Annotated in this window: 13 protein-coding genes; 7 read left to right on the top strand and 6 right to left on the bottom strand. The window is 42.2% G+C overall.

What is annotated here, in order from left to right; translation table 11 throughout:
* The first annotated feature begins 415 nt into the window (after nt 1–415).
* From F0249_RS01295 to F0249_RS01275, 5 genes are all read left to right on the top strand, one after another.
* Nucleotides 416–1,243, top strand: coding sequence for an AraC family transcriptional regulator (locus F0249_RS01295; RefSeq protein ID WP_040887187.1), 828 nt, complete (start codon nt 416–418; stop codon nt 1,241–1,243).
* A 183-nt stretch (nt 1,244–1,426) separates the two neighbouring features.
* Nucleotides 1,427–4,579, top strand: coding sequence for a bifunctional proline dehydrogenase/L-glutamate gamma-semialdehyde dehydrogenase PutA (putA, locus tag F0249_RS01290; RefSeq protein WP_171755578.1), 3,153 nt, complete (start codon nt 1,427–1,429; stop codon nt 4,577–4,579).
* 20 nt (nt 4,580–4,599) lie between these two features.
* Entirely contained in the window at nt 4,600–5,337 is a 738-nt protein-coding gene (locus F0249_RS01285; protein WP_113798631.1) for a 1-pyrroline-5-carboxylate dehydrogenase, read from the top strand.
* Nucleotides 5,338–5,423: 86 nt separating this feature from the next.
* Nucleotides 5,424–6,914 (top strand): sodium/proline symporter PutP, encoded by a 1,491-nt coding sequence (putP, locus tag F0249_RS01280; RefSeq protein WP_113798778.1) that lies wholly within the window; start codon nt 5,424–5,426, stop codon nt 6,912–6,914.
* A 235-nt stretch (nt 6,915–7,149) separates the two neighbouring features.
* Nucleotides 7,150–7,404 (top strand): hypothetical protein, encoded by a 255-nt coding sequence (locus F0249_RS01275; RefSeq protein WP_113798629.1) that lies wholly within the window; start codon nt 7,150–7,152, stop codon nt 7,402–7,404.
* Nucleotides 7,405–7,429: 25 nt separating this feature from the next.
* Here F0249_RS01275 and F0249_RS01270 read toward each other — a convergent pair whose 3' ends face one another.
* The 3 genes from F0249_RS01270 to F0249_RS01260 form a co-directional block, all read right to left on the bottom strand.
* Nucleotides 7,430–7,609, bottom strand: coding sequence for a hypothetical protein (locus tag F0249_RS01270; RefSeq protein WP_113798776.1), 180 nt, complete (start codon nt 7,607–7,609; stop codon nt 7,430–7,432).
* Between the two features lie 436 nt (nt 7,610–8,045).
* A complete protein-coding gene (locus F0249_RS01265; RefSeq protein WP_017052384.1) occupies nt 8,046–8,750 on the bottom strand; it encodes a hypothetical protein in 705 nt (234 codons plus the stop codon).
* A 278-nt stretch (nt 8,751–9,028) separates the two neighbouring features.
* Nucleotides 9,029–10,501 (bottom strand): C69 family dipeptidase, encoded by a 1,473-nt coding sequence (locus F0249_RS01260; RefSeq protein WP_171755577.1) that lies wholly within the window; start codon nt 10,499–10,501, stop codon nt 9,029–9,031.
* A gap of 364 nt (nt 10,502–10,865) precedes the next feature.
* On the opposite strand from F0249_RS01260, the gene F0249_RS01255 reads away from it, so the two are divergent.
* Nucleotides 10,866–13,589: a DUF2339 domain-containing protein gene (locus F0249_RS01255; RefSeq protein ID WP_171755576.1), complete on the top strand. Its 2,724-nt coding sequence runs from the start codon at nt 10,866–10,868 to the stop codon at nt 13,587–13,589.
* A gap of 78 nt (nt 13,590–13,667) precedes the next feature.
* Here the strand turns inward: F0249_RS01255 and F0249_RS01250 are convergent, their stop codons facing one another.
* Complete coding sequence (locus tag F0249_RS01250; protein ID WP_113798621.1) at nt 13,668–15,518, bottom strand: ABC transporter ATP-binding protein; 1,851 nt, start codon at nt 15,516–15,518, stop codon at nt 13,668–13,670.
* Between the two features lie 146 nt (nt 15,519–15,664).
* Complete coding sequence (locus tag F0249_RS01245; RefSeq protein ID WP_141707841.1) at nt 15,665–15,871, bottom strand: hypothetical protein; 207 nt, start codon at nt 15,869–15,871, stop codon at nt 15,665–15,667.
* On the opposite strand from F0249_RS01245, the gene F0249_RS01240 reads away from it, so the two are divergent.
* A complete protein-coding gene (locus tag F0249_RS01240; RefSeq protein ID WP_171755575.1) occupies nt 15,870–16,247 on the top strand; it encodes a DUF3319 domain-containing protein in 378 nt (125 codons plus the stop codon). The genes F0249_RS01245 and F0249_RS01240 overlap by 2 nt on opposite strands.
* Nucleotides 16,248–16,487: 240 nt before the next feature.
* On the opposite strand, the gene glgX is transcribed toward F0249_RS01240, so the two are convergent.
* Nucleotides 16,488–18,449 carry a glycogen debranching protein GlgX gene (gene glgX, locus F0249_RS01235; RefSeq protein ID WP_171755574.1) on the bottom strand — a complete coding sequence of 654 codons (1,962 nt, stop codon included), beginning with the start codon at nt 18,447–18,449 and terminating at the stop codon, nt 16,488–16,490.
* Nucleotides 18,450–18,509 lie beyond the last annotated feature (60 nt).

Raw genomic sequence — 18,509 nt, 5'->3', positions numbered from 1 at the left:
CTGCAGTAAGTTGTATTGAAAAATACGCAGATAGTTACATCGGCGAAAAGATATTATTTTGACGACTATGTATTTAAGCCCATAGTTTAGGCAAATATGAACGCTAAAAAATGCAGCAGAACGCACAAAAAGTGTAAGGTGCTTGAATCTGCATAAATTTTTCTAGTGCTATTTTGAGCTGTACGCAAAATTATGCAAGTGTCAGCGATTAAATTAATGGATTTATAATTAGTTGATTGCACATTAACCGTAATTAATGTGCACTTGATCATTGTTCCGAGAGATTTGGTGATCAGAAATCAGTGAGCCTATAAGTGTGTTGATGCGTATTTTTGTGGAAAAGGATCGATTTTTTAGTGCTACAAAGCTTCTTGTTATATTATCTATTAAGCACGCCACATTGGAATCGAAACAGATGAAAACCCCTGCGACTCAATCACCTTCTTTAATTGACGATATCGCCAAAGATTTGGCACCTAGGCCAGCAGAGATAGTTACGCTACCTTCACACATGGATTGTCATGAGCATTCTTACAGTCAAGTGGTTATCGGCTTGAAAGGGCAAGCGGAGTTTGAAGTCAGCGGGCGGGGTAACCTAGTTGGGCCAGGACAGGGTTGTGTGGTTACCGCAAGTTCTGATCATGCCTTTGGCGGGGTGATCGGGCAGTCGGATATTTTGGTGTTAAACATGCCTGTTGCCACCAGTGATGATCCTTTAATGCTTGATAAGATCAACCAGCTATCTCGAGCTGATACCTACTTTCAATTGGATAGCCAAATTCAGAAGTTGATCAGAATGTTAGTGCTTGAAATGCAATCTAGCCCGGATGATCTTTTGCTTAGCCGAGCTTGTAACGATACGGTTGTTGCGCTGCTACAAAGGCATATTTCAGTATTTGAAACCTCTGCTAAAGAGTCCCGTTTTGATCTTGAAGCGATCGACCGCTATATCGAACTCCATCTCAGTCACAAAATTTCTGTCGCCCAGCTTGCTGGTAGCGTATTCCTTGGAGAGAGCCAATTTCATATGTTGTTCAAAGATCAGATGGGGATCACCCCTCATCAATATGTTTTAGGTAAGCGAATTGATATGGCAAGAACGTTGATTGAGCAGGGGTCGTTAAGTTTAGGGCAGATCGCGGAATTGACAGGCTTCTCTGGACAAAGCACTTTCACTCATACTTTTACACGCCTTCAAGGGATCTCTCCATCTCGATACAAAAAGCAATCTTCTGTTAAATAAGTCATTAGTTACGGATTAATATATTGCCAGTTCTTATGTGATATTGTTTATACTTTGTTAAAAAAGCGAGTTTTTAGCAAAAAACTCGGAGTTTTTGACAAGTAATCCTCTTCTGCTCAAAATACACTGCCAGCCATTGTAGAAACTCCGATACTTTTTCGGATGTGAGATTGAGGAAAACGCATGTTTACTGCTACTGATGTGTTAAAACCAGAGTTTATTGAGCAACCGCTTGATAAGCTGTGGTCACTGATCTCGCCATTATATATGGTGGATGAGTCCCAATGGCTAAAGCAACTTTTACCGCTAGCTATCCCTTCAGAACAAGAAAAATCAGAGATTTCACTTAAAACGACTCAACTGATTGAATCTATTCGAGCGGATAAAAAGTCGATCCAAATGATTGATGCACTACTTCTTGAGTACAGTTTAGATACGCAAGAGGGCATTCTATTGATGTGTCTAGCGGAAGCGTTAATGCGTATTCCTGATTCGGCAACCGCTGATGCTCTCATTCGAGATAAATTGACCGTTGCAGATTGGAAATCTCACCTCAAAAATTCAGATTCTGTTTTCGTTAATGCATCCACTTGGGGCTTAATGTTAACAGGCAAAGTCGTTGGGTTATCAGACCAAGATTCTCCAAGCCCAGCACAAGCGATGAACCGTTTAGTTAACAAGCTATCAGAGCCTGTAATTCGAAATGCCATGCATCAAGCAATGAAAATTATGGGGCACCAATTTGTATTGGGACGCAGCATTGCTGAAGCGCAAAAAAATGGCCGTGCCATGCGCGATAAAGGCTTCACTTACTCATATGACATGTTGGGTGAAGCGGCATTGACCACTGCCGATGCAAATAAGTACTTCAAAGATTATTTGATGGCGATTGAGGCTGTGGGCCGCGATGGCTATCAGTCAAAGGCATCGGCAAAGATGGAAAGTCCTGCCCCGTCGGTTTCTATTAAGCTATCCGCTTTACACCCACGCTATGAAGTGGCGAACGAAGACCGAGTTCTAACGGAATTAGCCGACACTTTAGAGCAACTATTACGCCGCGCCGTCGAGTTAGATGTTGCGATTACGATTGATGCCGAAGAAGCGGACCGTTTAGAACTGTCGCTGAAACTGTTTGAGAAAGTGTATCGCAGCGATTTGGTCAAAGGATGGGGCAAGTTTGGTCTGGTTATTCAAACTTACTCTAAACGTGCCCTTCCGGTGTTGGTTTGGATTAATGCGTTAGCAAAAGAGCAGGGTGATCAGATCCCATTGCGCCTGGTAAAAGGGGCTTATTGGGATAGCGAAATCAAATGGTCGCAGCAAGCAGGCTACGACAACTACCCAGTATATACTCGTAAAGAATCAACGGATGTTGCATATTTAGCTTGTGCTCGCTTCCTACTTAGCGAAGGTGTTCGCGGCAATATTTTCCCTCAGTTTGCAAGTCACAATGCACACACGGTAACGGCTATCGCAGTGATGGCACAGCATAAAGAGTTTGAATTTCAACGTTTACATGGCATGGGCGACTCGCTTTATAACCATGCGATGGAAGCGTACCAACAGTCAGTACGAATCTATGCACCAGTCGGTAGCCATAAAGATTTGCTTCCTTATTTAGTTCGTCGTTTATTAGAAAATGGCGCGAACAGTTCATTTGTTCACCGTTTGGTTGATGCTCGCTGCCCAATTAGTGAGCTGACTCAGCATCCTGTCGATATGCTGTTAAGTTTCGATACATTGAACAATACAAAAATCCCATTGCCTACAGATGTTTTCCCCGAGCGGAAAAATGCCTATGGGGTGAACGTTGATATTGAAAGTGAAGCCTCGGTGTTTGAAGCGCAAGTGACAAGCTTCTTAGATAAACAGTGGTCGGCAGGCCCTGTGATCAATGGTTCAAGTCATTTCGAAAGCATGATCAAGGCAGAAGATCATATTGAAACGATCACTGCACCTTACGATCGTCGAATTACGGTTGGGCAGGTTGCTTTTGCAAACCTTGATCATGTTTCCGCTGCAATCGAAGGTGCGGAAACGGCTTTCGCGGCTTGGCAGTTGGCGAGTATTCAAGATAAGAGCGCACTATTAGAACGTTTAGCCGATCTTCTCGAAGAGAATTTGGCGGAGTTGGTGGCGATCTGTCATCAAGAAGCGGGCAAAACCATTCATGACAGTATTGATGAAGTTCGTGAGGCGGTGGATTTCTGTCGTTACTACGCGAAGCAAGTCGATAATCTCGCGCAATTCAGCATTGAAGGATTTGATGGTGTAACACGCATCGCTTCACGTCAGGGTCGTGGTGTGTTTGTGTGCATTAGCCCGTGGAACTTCCCTCTGGCTATTTTCTTAGGCCAGATCACCGCTGCTTTGGTTGCAGGAAATACGGTTGTTGCAAAACCTGCGGAGCAGACGAGCTTAATTGCTGCTCGCGCGGTTGAATTGATGCAGCAAGCAGGATTTCCTGAAGGGACTATTCAGTTACTTCCTGGACGCGGTGCTGAGATTGGCTCTGCGTTAACATCTCACCCTTCAATTGCTGGCGTTGCCTTTACTGGGTCTACGGCGACGGCGCAACGAATTAATGTGACATTGGCAGAGCGTGATGCTGCGCCAGTTCCATTCATTGCCGAGACTGGTGGTCAAAATGCGATGATCGTCGACAGTACGGCATTACCTGAACAAGTCGTCCGTGATGTTATTCGCTCTTCATTTGCTTCTGCTGGCCAACGTTGTTCTGCGCTTCGCGTTTTGTTTGTACAAGAAGATATTGCAGATCGCATTGTGGCGCTTATTCAAGGTGCGATGAATGAGTTAAGTGTTGGTATTCCACACCTACACAAAACGGATGTTGGTCCTGTGATTGATGCAACCGCTAAGACTAAGTTATTGGCCCACTTAGAGAGCATGAATAACTCGCAGAAGAAAGTGGCTCAGTTAGAACTGGGAGCCGTCTGTGAGCATGGAGACTTTGTCCCGCCAAGTGCTTTTGAAATTGATGATATTTCGTGTCTAAAAGAAGAGCAGTTTGGTCCTATCCTGCATATTGTTCGCTTTAAAGCGAGCGAATTAACGAATGTGGTCGAACAAATTAACCAGACGGGCTTTGGCCTAACCATGGGCATCCATAGCCGGAATGAAACGACTTACCGTTGGATTGAAAAACATGCGCGTGTTGGAAACTGTTATATCAACCGAGATCAAGTAGGAGCAGTCGTTGGTGTTCAACCATTTGGAGGCCAAGGACTATCAGGTACAGGGCCAAAAGCTGGCGGTCCGCACTATTTGTACCGTTTCACTCAGGTTAAATTTGCTGATCAATCAGCGTCTCACTAAGAAAGCACAGGAGAAATATCATGGTTCATCAAGTGACAGGTTTTTCAGATGCTTTTTTAGCATGGGAACAGTGGAATTTAACCAACTTTGATTATAAGTGTGAGCAGTTACTTTCACTGAAGGCTCAATTAAGTGAGGTTTTACCTAACTTAGCGCCAGTGATGTCATTTCACATTCAACAAGCTTCGACCTTGCTCGCAGAGAGTCACCAATTAATTGGGCCTACGGGTGAAACAAACGAACTTTACACCGCTGGGCGTGGTGTCGCGGCTCTTGTTTTTGAACAAGATTTCAATGGGGATACGACAGCTCAACAAGCCATAATTGCTCAATTTACTGCGGCACTGATTGCTGGAAACAGCGTGATGTTATGCAGTGATGATATGGCGCTAAACCAAGGAATTCAAACTGCCATAGAGCAGTCTCGTTTCCCTAATAACCTGATTCAAGTCGTCTCTTACGATGCCTATCATCAACTGCTCGCATGCGATGTGCGATCGGTGGGTTATGTCGGAAACTCGGAGATTGAACATAGCATCAATCTTCAATTAGCTAAGAGAGAGGGGGCCATCGTGAACTTAGTGTCACAAGTATTGGTCTCTAATCACTTAGCGTCGGAAAAGGATCTGGCGACATTGACTGTTGCTCATGATCCACACTTATCGCTGCGCTTCATAACGGAACGTACGAGAACTATAAACATAACAGCTGTGGGCGGTAACGCGACCTTGTTAGAACTTGGAAGTGACGCTCACTAACTTTCTTTATTACCTCTCCTCTTCAAACAATCTAAAGAAGAGGAGGGGGCATGGAAAGCGATCTTTAAGAAGAGGACCATCAAATGATAGAAAATAGCTTTGCTATCACTACCACATTTATCGCGTATCTAATTATGATGCTTGCGATAGGCGTTATCGCTTACAAGCGTACGTCAAACTCAAGTGATTATTTCTTGGGTGGCCGTTCACTAGGGCCATGGCCTGCTGCACTTTCTGCTGGCGCATCAGACATGAGTGGTTGGTTATTGCTTGGCTTACCGGGTTACGCTTATGCGGCAGGTATCGAGGCATTTTGGCTTGCGGGTGGTTTATTAATTGGTACATGGGCAAACTGGCTAATCAGTGCAAAACGCCTTCGTACTTACAGTATTACAACGGATTCATTAACACTGCCTGAGTTCCTTTCTCGCCGTTTTAATGACAGTACAAAACAGATTCAAGTGATTTCTGCTTTCTTCATCCTTTTGTTCTTCCTTTTTTATACAAGCTCAGGCTTGGTTGCAGGCGGAAAATTATTTGAAACAGTATTCGGCCTAGACTATTCGACAGCCGTTATTATTGGCACAGTATGCGTGGTTTCTTATACTTTGTTCGGTGGTTTCTTAGCCGTATCATGGACGGACTTGGTGCAAGGTTTGCTGATGTCTGCTGCTCTGCTGATTGTCCCAATTGCTGCGATGCAAGGGGGCCTTGGTCAACTTGGTGATGATCTGTATGCAATTAACCCTGAGTTACTGACTTTCTGGAATGATTCGAAAGGTGAGCCTTTAACGGCTGTCGCGATTATTTCGCTTGTTGCTTGGGGCTTGGGTTATTTTGGTCAGCCGCATATCTTAGCGCGTTTCAAAGCAACCCGTACTAACAAAGACCTTACTTCAGCGCGTCGTATTGCGGTGATTTGGACGGCGTTATCTATGGCTGGTGCTATGCTCGTTGGTCTTGTTGGATTGGTGTATGTGACAAATTCAGGCGCGGGTGAATTGGCTGATGGCGAGAAAATTTTCATGCTATTGGTGAATGCTATCTTCCACCCTGTGATTGCGGGTATTTTACTTGCAGCTATTTTGGCGGCCATCATGAGTACTGCGGATTCTCAACTGCTTGTTTCTTCTTCAGCGCTTGCGGAAGATTTCTATAAACAGGTATTTAAGAAAGATGCATCATCTGAAGAGATTGTGCGTGTTGGTCGTATCGCTGTCATCGGTATTTCACTTGTCGCATTGGTACTTGCAATGACTCCTGATAGCTCGGTTCTTGGTCTTGTTTCTTATGCATGGGCAGGCTTTGGTGCGGCATTTGGTCCAGCCATTATATTGAGCCTATACTGGGATCGTATGAACCGAAACGGTGCGCTAGCAGGTATTATTATTGGCGGCGTTACTATTGTGGTTTGGAAGCAGATTTCAGGTGGTTGGTTTGATGTTTACGAAATCGTACCGGGTATTATTTTCTCAACATTAGCGATTGTTGTTGTGAGCTTAATGACTGCGGAGCCAGAGGAGGCAGTCATCGAACAACATAAGAAGTTTAAGAAAAACCTTATTGAATTAGATTAATTTTAATATTTGAGGTTGTTGCATATCAGCCCTTGCGAGTGATCGCGAGGGCTTTTTTATTTCAGAAGTATGATCAAGGGAAGGGTAGGTTGCACGTAAGTCTCATTCTTTGAAAAAACAAGGTTGTTTTTTGAACATAACGCACGTTTTTTATATTTTAACTTTTTAACTAGGAACAAAATTGAACAGAATATGTCAATTATCATTAACTGATTGACATATTTAGGGGAAGGAAATGCCTGATACATATTGTTCGACATGCCAAAAAGTGACAGCACACAAGGCGTTGATGCGACGCAATACGGACCACGATAGTGCTAATGGCGGTGTCTTACAGTCATTTCAACAGTTAATGAATCAATTTATTAATGGTGAGCATTACTATAAATTAGAGCAGCAGTTGTTTTGCCGTTCTTGCAATTGTCAGTCAGTGTCACCTGCGGATCGTTCGACGTATGCACGACTTGCTAATCATGAAATCCACTTATGAAGCGATAAAGTCGTACTCAATTAGTTTAAGCTGTGGTTGTACTCTCATCTTTTGAGTCAGTAGCAACCTCTACTTGTTCAATTGATACAGGCCAGCCATATTCGGTGTACTCTTTATAAAGCGTTTCAGCGATGTCCTTTGATACCGTTGCCTTAGTCCAATTCCCAATTCCAAAAGGTTTGTAAGATATTATATAGGTAACCATTGATTCTTCCTTAACTGCTATTTGCTTCATTATTCATGCTTTTCCTATTTTGCTCTTTTCAATTTAGCTCAAAATCGTTCTTTAAAGGTTCAATGTAAATAAAGGTAATGAACAGGTTGATGATCATTTGATAAATTGACCGTGTCATAACGTGTTGTTTTGTAAAATATTTGAATGCGTACTAGGTTTGTTAGAGAGCATGAGGGAATTGAACAGCATTAAAGTGGGTATGAGTTTCATTTTCAGATGAGCTCACAGTTGTATGCTGACTCTTTAGAGGTGTGCTGTTATACCTAGCCTTTCTAATATAGACAGTCTTTTAATATACAAACTCTTTTGCGATAGGGTAGGAACAAGAGAAGCGGTTGTAATGGATCTTAAAGGGAGCAACATTGCTGCCCCTCTAATTATAAACCGAAAACCGAGTGTACTTTGATTAAGCGACGAGTGAAGAAATGACCCCGATTAGACCACCGAACACCCCTCCCCAAACCACTAACCAACCTAAATGCTGTTTAATCATTTTTTGGACCATCTCTTTGACTAATTTCGGTGTGAGTTCATTTAATCTCTGATCGATGATGTTTTCAATATTGATTTTGATCTCGTCCATCATGGCTGGAGATTCTAGCTGCTCTTTCAATGCTTCTTTTACTGACTCGCTTTGGCTGATTTCAATGACTGATTCTTGCATCTTTTCTACAAATGGTTGCTTTAGTGGCTGTAGTGCTTCCGTACCACCAACCATTGCTAACATGCCACCAAAAGAAGAGTTCGCGATCACATCAATAAGTGAGTCGAAGGTTGGGTTGAAATCTATTTTTGATATCACGGGCTGCAAATTTAAACTTTTACCGCTCGCCATCTCTTTGTTTAAAAATCTATCAATATTCGACTCTGTGAAAAATTGCTCCATCATTAATTGTTTGATCGCCGCTTTGAACTCTTCGAAACGAGCGGGTATGACCCCTGACCCGTATAGACCCGGTACTTTCTCAAATAACATATGAATGGCAAGCCAGTTTGTTATTGCTCCAGAAAAAGCGAATAACCCAGCATAAAGTAGAGTCGTGTTGTTTAGTTGGTATCCAGCCGCGAGAAGCGATATGGAGATCAGGTTGGTCAGTAAACTTTTGTTCATTTTAAATCTCGATAGATGTTATTAAGTGAGATTTTAAGGAAAAAAAGAATCGTAGGAAAGAGAAGATGGATAACTGCGAATAGAATCGATGAAAAAGGTCAGATCCCTTTCGGAATCTGACCATCCAGAACGCGCAAGCAAAGGGCGTTTGGTCTCTTTTGCGTCTATCAATTTAGTCGCTGAAGATGAGCATGTAAACGAACAAGCGTACGATACTATAAACAATAGGCCAACATTTTGAAGTTGGTCGTTATTTGACCGCCTCTGTTACATTTTATCTATAGATTCATTATCTTTTTGAATTCCTCATCTGAATATTTTTTCTCTGTACTTTTTGTTAGATCTGTCATCATTTTATAACGAATGTCAGTCGCCATTGTGAGTGTGCGCTGTAACTGCCCAAAAGAGTAATCAGATGCCATATCCAATGCGGCTTGTTTATCTGTTTTGTAGAGCGATTTCAATGTGGTGTCTAATTGGCTGACTTGTTTGTAGAGTTTAGTCTCTTCTTTATCCCAAATTTCTTTAAGCATTGGCAGATACTTGCTTTGATTAGCTGAAGCAAGGGCGGTTAAGCTTCTAAATTGCCAGTAAGCGGAGTTGTCTGTGTAAGTGTCACCACCAGTCAAGTAAGGCGTTGGGTACTCTTGAAGGCTCGAATAAAGAGGCACAAGAACGGATTCAGGTAACACACCAAAGCTCTGCCAAATTAGCCCTTGAAGTTCATATGGCATCTCTGGACGTAACTGTATGATATGAGATTCAAGTTGGCGTTCTACTCTGATTGGTCGTTGGCCTTTCTCTTCCAATGATGTGCCTTTGTATGTCGCACTAAGTACTTCTGCTACATCTTGAACGGAAATCTTCTCATCGGGCTTCATGAATAACGGGTACTGATCTTGTCGAGTCGGCTGGCTTTTTGACTCTGTTAACATCTTCTGACCTAGCCATTCGCGATCGATGTTATAAACATCCCCCGTGACTCCGAATGCTTTGGCAAAGTTAAATGATTTGGCATCAGGATTGTCGAGCAGTTTATGCTGGTTCACAAATTCGACTAGCCCTTTCGAGTGCATGACGCTTTTACTATTAAGGTTAACTCCGTGAATTCGTAAGCCATTGGCGATCATCGCATAGCTGTCATCTGGAACTTTAACCGCGATCCAGTGATGTCCAGAACCAATTTCGACTAACCAAACTTCATTGATGTCGGCAATATATAAGCTATTACCTTCGCCTGCGCCGTATTTTTCAATATATTCACCTAATAATGTCACCCCCTCTTTTGCTGTTTTAGCTTGAGGTAATATTAATGTTGGAATTATGGCTTCAATGACACCGTCATCAATTAGTGGATCTACTTTTAATGCCTTTTCATTTATTTCAGCGCTGGTGGTTGCTGATATTGCAACGTTATATTCATTAATACCACGCTCTTCATAAAATTTACTTTGGCTATCAACAGTATTTGCATCCCAATCTGGAATCGCGGAGTATGCGAAGAACTCTTTTGGCATAGGAACTTCTAGACCATTACCTAACTTCCAGATCTCTGCCTCATTTTTTTGAGCAGGACGGTATGCTAAGTGTTTGTTCCAGTTATTGATTCCGAAGTCTTCATTACGTGCGATCATAATGCTGCCATCAATAGATGCGCCTTTTCCAACAATTAAACCCGTACACGCGTCAGCGCTAATAGTAAATGTAGAAAGAATGGCAGCAGATAAAATGGATAAAGATATTTTGTTCATTGTAAATCTCCAGATGTGGAAAAGCCCAAACGAATAAAAATTCATTACTGTTGATAAATATGCGTTTAATGTTGATTGTTTCGATTAATATTCGGTTTGGAGTGTATATCTCTATTGATATAAATATTGTCTAGAGGATCACGCTATCGTTATTCTTTTTATTAGAATAATTAATTTATTGATATCGAGGTTGATATGAAGAGATATAGCGGTTGTAGTTCGGTATTTATTCAATTCTCTATGCCGAGACATATTAAAGCTAAACTATATTGGTACAATGAAATATTAATATCAGTCGTTTGATGTACAGCCTAATAAGTTCGTGGATTAAATGATTAATCGTGATACGTCATAGGAAGCTAACATGGATGAAGTTGTGCTGATTATCGGATTGGTGGTGATAGCGTTGCTTGTGAGCCCTATCGTTGCCATTAGAGCTTTGATAGAAACAAAACGCTTAAGATCGGCTTTGTCTCAATTGAATGAAAAAGTGGATCGACTAACGGAGCCGAAACGTGGCGTGTATACAGAGAGGCAACCTTCAACCACTAAAGGGGACGATGTGTATCAGCGAGAAGCGGAGTCATCGATAGATACTGCTGATAACTTAGGAGAGAATGAAAGCTCGCCTATCGTTGAATCATTGCAATCCGCCGCCAATGACACTCCTGAAGTTAATCTAGAATCGGAAGTTATCGTTTCAAACACCACTAACAATTCACGTCGTCCTCTCAATCCATTAGAAAATTGCAATCAAACGGAAGTTGGATTTGGACAACAGATTGTCGCCCACTTAAAACGGAACTGGTTAGTATGGATCGGTGGGTTAGCTCTTGTATTTGGTATCGGGTATTTAGTGCAGTTTGTTGGAAGTCGAATTGAAATCTCACCTCAAGGGCGCATTACCGGAAGCTTGATATTGTCAGTGGCTATTGTTGGTTTTGCGGAGTGGTTACATCGACAAATACAGGCGAAGAGGTGGCGTCTTGCTGATATTCCTAATCAAAATTATATCCCAGCAACGTTTGCAGCCGCAGGGATGACCGGTATTTATCTCACGATTGTGTTCGCAACGGTGATGTATCAACTTGTTCCAGAGTCATGGGCTTTGGGGCTTATCGCATTAACCGCTTTGGTCTGTTTGACTTTAAGTTATCGGTTTGGAAGCTTAATGGCGATCTTAGGGCTAATTGGTGGTTATACGGCTCCTTTCTGGGTTGGTGAAGGGACGCCTAATTTCTATGTGTTCATGAGCTATATCTGCATGGTAACGGCTGCTGGATTATATGTGCGGCCACGAGTGAATGTTCCTTGGTTGTCTTTGTTTATTAGCTTGGCTCATATTGGATGGCTTGGGCTGATGAGTTCCGCCATTGAAACCGATAATTTAACACTTTGGGTTTCGCTATTTTATCCCTTATCCACCTATTTATTAGTGCTTGTGCCTCGTCAGGGTTGGGCGCTAAAAGTACCGTTTCGCCAAAGAGTACCGCGGACTTGGTATCACCCTGCAATCATTGCGGGGATGATTGGCGCGCTGATACTTATTGCAGAATCACATCTTCCACTGAGTAATTTTACGCTCTTTTCTTTAGCTATCACTCCCTTTGTCATGTTGCTATTGCCTGCTGTTCGTCGAGGCTATTCAAGCCGTGAGTCCCAATTATTATCATTGGTTTCAACGGTCATTCTCACTGCTGTATTGCATCTACATTTATTGAATACGCCAGAGTCCCTTTTATCAGTGCTTGGGGTGTTAGCTCTCTGGACTGTGCTTCTTGTATTGCGTTCTTATAGACAGTTTTCAGCCAGTTATCGTTCCACATTCAGTTATTGGTGGGCGGTATCTTGCGGTGCATTAATGCTAATTGGTGTATTGGTTTATGTGGAAGGAAATTATCCAGACAGATTGTGGCTAACAAGCCTTTTTGCTCTTGGCGGATGCTTAGGACTCGGTGGATTGGCAAAAATGGAACCAAGATTGCGTTCGGACCTTTCAGCGTCAATTCATGCTGTACTGTTGGTACTTAATTATATTTGGTTCTATGGCGAGGTGTTCACTGCTTTATTAGCGTTACAAGTTTTGGCAATGACTCTTCAAATGGTTCTTTCTTACGCTGTGTTGCGTGATGTTGTCGTTAAGATTGCCGTCTCACTATTGCTCACTCGTTTAAGCTTATTACCTGTGATTGAGTCGTGGCAACAAGGGCTTTCGCCACAAGGTTGGGTTGCGGTAGCAAATTGCTTACCTGCGATTGTCATTTTAGGTTTCGCATTAAAAATGATGCGTGAGAAAAGCATTGCATTAGCGGATTGGTTTGAAGGCGCACTCGTTCATGTCATTGCTATCTTTGTCTTGATGCAAAGTCATTACTGGCTGACTGGTAGCTTTGTAATATTCGATAAACTTGATTTAACGAGTGTGAGCTTCTGGTTAATAGAGGCGCTTGTATTAGTTGGTGTCTACAGTTACCGCCAGCAGTTTAGTCATACAATGCATTATTTCTATCTATGCTACCGTTACGCTCTATTATTGGTCGCTCTGATATGTATGTTTTTACTCAACACTCAGTTTATGCCGTTATCGGCAGATACCGTGTCGGCTACAGCGATACCACTGTTTAATGGTTTATCTCTGGGTTGGTTACTTCCAGGCGCCGCGCTTATTATTTTAGCTTACCGAAATTGGTGCCCTGAACCGATACAACCTCGTTGGTTATATGTTGTAGGTGGTGGGTTGCTCGCGTTATGGCTTGCATTATCAATTCGCCAATTTTGGCAAACAGAAAGCATGTCGATATTGGAAACAACCAGCATGGCGGAATGGTTAACTTACTCTGCTGCATTAGTCATTTTGGGAGCGTTATGGACCTACATTGGTGTGGTTCGTCAAAAATCTGCTCAACAAACTTATGGCTTAATTGTTGTGGGGCTTGCGGTGGTGAAAGTCTTCATTTCTGATGTTAGTTACTTGGATGGTATTTGGCGAGCGGCAAGTTTCTTAGGGCTAGGCTTAGCTCTTATTGGTCTAGGGTGGCTGTTCCAAACACTTAAAAAGCGTCATGGTGAGGCTGAACTCGAAAAGTAGTGGCTGACTAAAAGGTAAAAAAATGGCGACCATAAACGGGTCGCCATTTCAATTAGCACTAACTAATGGTTTGCATTACTAGTTGCTTCCACTGACATCTAAGTTCTCGCCAATAAAACCACCCGTTTGATGAGCCCAAAGTTGGGCGTAGATGCCACCTTGGTTGATTAACTCTTGGTGTGAACCTTGTTCTACGATATTTCCTTTATCAAGCACGATTAAGCGATCCATTGCGGCAATTGTCGATAGGCGGTGAGCAATGGCGATAACCGTTTTGCCTTCCATAAGTTCAATTAAGCTCTCTTGAATGGCGGCTTCGACTTCCGAATCTAACGCTGAGGTTGCTTCATCTAGGACGAGCAGTGGTGCATTTTTGAGAAGAACTCGTGAGATCGCAATTCGCTGACGTTGTCCGCCAGACAGTTTGACACCTCGTTCACCCACTTGAGCATCATAGCCAATATTTCCGAATGGGTCGGTCAGCGTTTCAATAAATTCATGAGCGTGAGCTTGTTTCGTCGCAGCAAGTAAAGCATCTTCTCCGGCATCGGGTTTGCCATATAGAATGTTTTCTCGGATCGAACGGTGCAGTAAAGAGGTATCTTGAGTGACCATTCCGATATTGCTACGAAGTGAATCTTGAGTGACATCAGAGATCACTTGATCATCAATACGGATCTGACCGCCTTCAACATCATGGAATCGGAGTAATAGGTTAACTAAGGTGGATTTACCTGCGCCTGAACGTCCCACTAAACCGACTTTTTCTCCGGGCTTAATATTGAGGTTAAGGTTATTGATCACCCCTTTATTCTCGCCATAATTGAAGCTGACGTTATCGAATACAATGCCACCCTGAGGTACTTCGATAGGTTGAGCATCGGGCTTGTCTTGTATATCGATAGGCTTTGATAGCGTTTTCATACCGTCAATTACCGTACCCATATTCTCAAACAGTCCGCCAACTTCCCACATGATCCACTTCGACATACCGTTAATACGCAAGGCCAAACTGATCGCGATCGCGATGGCACCGATAGTGATCGCACTGTCCATCCACAGAGCAATAGAAATCGCGGAGATGGAGAACACAAGTAGATAGTTCGCTAGTTCAACACAGACGTTAAAACCTGTGACTAAGCGCATTTGTCTATGAACCGTATCTAAGAATCCTTCCATTCCCTCTTCTGCGTATTCTGTTTCACGTTTACTGTGAGAAAACAATTTCACGGTCGCAATGTTGGTGTAACTATCGACAATTCGCCCAGTCATTAGTGATCGGGCATCCGCTTGTTCTGACGAAACGGCTTTAAGCTTAGGAACAAAATAGAATTGAATCCCAAGATAAATCCCTAGCCATATCAGCATTGGTGCCATAAGTCGCCAGTCCGATTGCGCAAGCATAAAAATGATGGCAGTGAAATAGACGGTTACGTAGATAAAAACATCGACGGCTTTCATTACCGTTTCTCTAACGGCGAGCGATGTCTGCATTACTTTGGTTGCAACGCGCCCGGCAAAGTCGTCTTGATAGAAAGAGAGACTCTGCTTTAGTAAATAACGGTGAGCCAACCATCGAATCGACATTGGGTAATTGCCAAGCAACGTCTGGTGGATAAGCAATGAGTAAGCGGTGATCATGATTGGCATGATCACGAGCAGCAAAATGCCAAGACCAATCAATGTGGAACTATTTTGCTCTAAAAAGGTGTCGGGGTTACTCGTCGATAACCAATCAACTAATTGTCCCATAAATCCAAAAAGTGATACTTCAATTATCGCAATACTCATACTCATTACTGCGAGAATAGCTAACGGTTTTTCGAATCCTTTGGTGTAATGAAGACAAAATGCCAGAATCCCATTGGGGGGCTGTTTAGGATCATCTTGTGGGAAAGCCTGAGTAAAGCTTTCAAATAACTTATACATATTTAATTCCTAACGTTATTTTTACTATTACGAAAACGTTCAAATTGGCTTCAAGATGGAAGAGGCAAAGGAATCGCGCGGATTTTCGTAAATTAGATAGGCTTATCCTATATGCAATATGTTCGGAATGTAACCATTTGATTGCATTATTCTTGGTATTGATTTACGTCGTAATCGAACTTCTGCTTTTGTATTGAACGACTGGTGTTGACGTGAGGGTGGGTAATAAATGACCAGGTCAATATGACAAATGCAATATGATAAAAAACCGTGGTACAGATCTTTTTCTGTTCTGCTGTACGGTATATAATCCAACCAATATCCGTTATTAGAATTAAAAGATTATATATCATGGCCATTGCAAACTATCGGGGCTTTAATTTTAAGCTTGCTAATCAGTCAGCAAGTGTATGGAAGGTTAAGATCAAAGGGCAGATACTGACTGGTAATATTTCTGAATTAAAGAAGAGTATTGATTGGTGGTGCGATACGGCATCTGTTGTCGACCCTCAAGAGTTTGCGATCCAAAATGAACGGTACAAAAAAACCAAAGCTCAGTCGAGAAATGAACACTACAACGGTTTTTTGATTAAAAACGACAGTGATGATGAAAAGGCATGGTACTGCATGTTCAACGGTCGGTTAATTAAAGGAACAAAAACGGCGATACAAAAGCATATTGATGCGTATTTAGTTGCTAAGCAGAAGGCTGAAGCTGGTTTTAAATAAATTGACCTTAGTCTTCCAGCTGGATAAATGGAAGTGGCACTGACTCTGGTGTTCCTTCCATATCTAAGAACTCGTTAAAATCATAAAAGTGCTTTTTTACGAGAGTTGTCGTTTGTTTTTAATTGTCGTTGAATGTTGCTGTTTACCCGTTTTTAAAGATGTAAAAAAGGCGAGATATAAATCATCTCGCCTTTATGTTTAGACTGATACTATTCGAACAGACTGATAGTACTGACCCTGCTAATTTTTAGGTCGAAAGTGTAATATAGCCATTGAGGTTGGCGACAACAGAACTTCTCCTTCTGCGTGTCCATGCTGTACATTTCTCAAGTTGGTATCACATATGGTTTCCCAAATTTGATTTTTATCATTTGGTAACTTAAATCTCGCAGGAGCGCTGGTTTGGTTGATTAAGTAAACCATTTCAGCACCATCGCTATCAATACCCAAATGCAGCGCAACAGAGCTCAAACGGTTCCAATCATCATGTTCCATTAAGGTTCCATCAATACGACGCCAAAAAATGCGGTTATTGTTTCTACCTTCTCCACTAAACGCTTTAATGAAAGGCACCATAAACTCTTGGCGTGCCCTGATCATTTCCGATAGCCAGCCTTTGAAATAATCTTTTCTTTCATTGATCTCCCAATTTAACCAGCTGGTTTCACTGTCTTGGCAATAAGCGTTGTTGTTGCCATTTTGGGTATGTGATAGCACATCAGCCGTTAATATATGAGGAATACCAAACGCAAAAATTAAGCTCGCCATGAAGTTACGTTTTTGTTTTTCACGGGTGGCGATAATAAGCATGTTCTCAGAAGGACCTTCTACTCCGTAGTTTTCTGAGCGGTTATCTCCATGCCCATCTCGGTTGTGTTCGCCATTCTCTTCATTGTGCTTATGCTTGTAGGAAACAAGATCTTGCATAGTGAAGCCGTCATGGTAGGTAATGTAATTGACGGTCAGTTTATGAGGCCAATTGGCGGCACTGTAGAGATCGCGCGAACCCATTAGTCGAGTGGCAAACTCTTTTAAATAGCCTTGATCACCACGCCAGAAGCTACGGGTAATGTCACGCAGTTTATCGTTACATTCATTCCAGCCAAGAGGGAAATTGCCTACTTGATAACCATTTGGGCCTATATCCCAAGGTTCTGCAATAAGTTTGGTTTCGCGTAGGGTTGGATCTTGGGCAACAGCTTTGAAAAAGGCTGCTTCAGGGTTAAAATTGTCCCCTTGTCTACCTAGAGTTGCGGCTAAATCGAAGCGAAAACCATCAACTTTGAACTCTTTGACCCAATAGCGAAGAGTATCCATCACAAGGTTGAGTGCTGGTTGGTATGTTAAATCAACGGTATTACCGCAGCCTGTAAAGTTGGCATAATGGCAACCGTGTTTAATATATACACGTGAATCTAGAGCTTTCCAGTTGAATACTGGCCCACCTTCACCGCTCTCCGCCGTATGGTTATACACCACATCTAAAATGACTTCGATGCCATTTTTGTGCAGTTCCCGAATGGCTGTTTTTAGCTCAGTTACCGCATCATTTTTAGCATATCTAGGGTCAGGAACCATGAATAAATATGGGTTATATCCCCAATAATTAACCTTATCCATCTCTAATAGATGGGGCTCATGCATGCATGCCGCAACGGGTAATAGTTGGATAGAGTTAATATTTTGTTGTTTGTAAAAGGCGAGCATTTCGGGGCTGTATAAGCCTAAATAAGTGCCTTTTTCGCTTTCATTTAAATTTGGATTCAGCTTAGTTAAGCCTTTTACATGAGTTTCAAAAAGAACGGTGTCTTCTTTGGGAATTCTTGGTTGCTCAATACCTTGCCAATCAAACTTATCGTCAATGACAACACATTTTGGCATAGAGAAGCTTTTTTCTGAGCTATAAGGTGTCTCGTAGTGGAGTGCTTTATCAATGGCTTTAGCATAAGGGTCAGATAAAAGGTGTAATCCCTTTTCTGTTTCAATAATGTAACCATATTTTTGCTGTGCTTTGATGTTTGGAATATGGGTATAACGAATCCCTGCATATTCACCTTCTAAAGGGAAGGTTTCAAACTTATCTTGCTCATCAAATAGAGCAAGTTTTATCGATTTGCATTCCGGAGCATAGATGGAAAAATTACAGCCATTATTGTTGAGCGTAGCGCCAAGTGGATAAGGGCGAGAGAGCGTTTTTGTCATGTTAGGAATTCTTTTTCATTTACTACACGGATAGAACTATTAGTAAAAAGCTTTGTCTCA

Origin of the sequence: Vibrio sp. 03-59-1, from assembly GCF_013114135.1 — a bacterium.
Lineage (GTDB): Bacteria > Pseudomonadota > Gammaproteobacteria > Enterobacterales > Vibrionaceae > Vibrio > Vibrio cortegadensis.
This window is presented reverse-complemented; position numbering and strand designations above follow the sequence as displayed.

What these genes read in the sequence shown, in the direction of transcription:
- F0249_RS01240 (WP_171755575.1), top strand. Translation starts at nt 15,870, where the DNA reads ATGGCCATTGCAAACTATCGGGGCTTTAATTTTAAGCTTGCTAATCAG.
- F0249_RS01270 (WP_113798776.1), bottom strand. Translation starts at nt 7,609, where the DNA reads ATGGTTACCTATATAATATCTTACAAACCTTTTGGAATTGGGAATTGG.
- F0249_RS01265 (WP_017052384.1), bottom strand. Translation starts at nt 8,750, where the DNA reads ATGAACAAAAGTTTACTGACCAACCTGATCTCCATATCGCTTCTCGCG.
- F0249_RS01255 (WP_171755576.1), top strand. Translation starts at nt 10,866, where the DNA reads ATGGATGAAGTTGTGCTGATTATCGGATTGGTGGTGATAGCGTTGCTT.
- F0249_RS01250 (WP_113798621.1), bottom strand. Translation starts at nt 15,518, where the DNA reads ATGTATAAGTTATTTGAAAGCTTTACTCAGGCTTTCCCACAAGATGAT.
- F0249_RS01275 (WP_113798629.1), top strand. Translation starts at nt 7,150, where the DNA reads ATGCCTGATACATATTGTTCGACATGCCAAAAAGTGACAGCACACAAG.
- F0249_RS01285 (WP_113798631.1), top strand. Translation starts at nt 4,600, where the DNA reads ATGGTTCATCAAGTGACAGGTTTTTCAGATGCTTTTTTAGCATGGGAA.
- F0249_RS01245 (WP_141707841.1), bottom strand. Translation starts at nt 15,871, where the DNA reads ATGATATATAATCTTTTAATTCTAATAACGGATATTGGTTGGATTATA.
- F0249_RS01260 (WP_171755577.1), bottom strand. Translation starts at nt 10,501, where the DNA reads ATGAACAAAATATCTTTATCCATTTTATCTGCTGCCATTCTTTCTACA.
- glgX (WP_171755574.1), bottom strand. Translation starts at nt 18,449, where the DNA reads ATGACAAAAACGCTCTCTCGCCCTTATCCACTTGGCGCTACGCTCAAC.
- putA (WP_171755578.1), top strand. Translation starts at nt 1,427, where the DNA reads ATGTTTACTGCTACTGATGTGTTAAAACCAGAGTTTATTGAGCAACCG.
- F0249_RS01295 (WP_040887187.1), top strand. Translation starts at nt 416, where the DNA reads ATGAAAACCCCTGCGACTCAATCACCTTCTTTAATTGACGATATCGCC.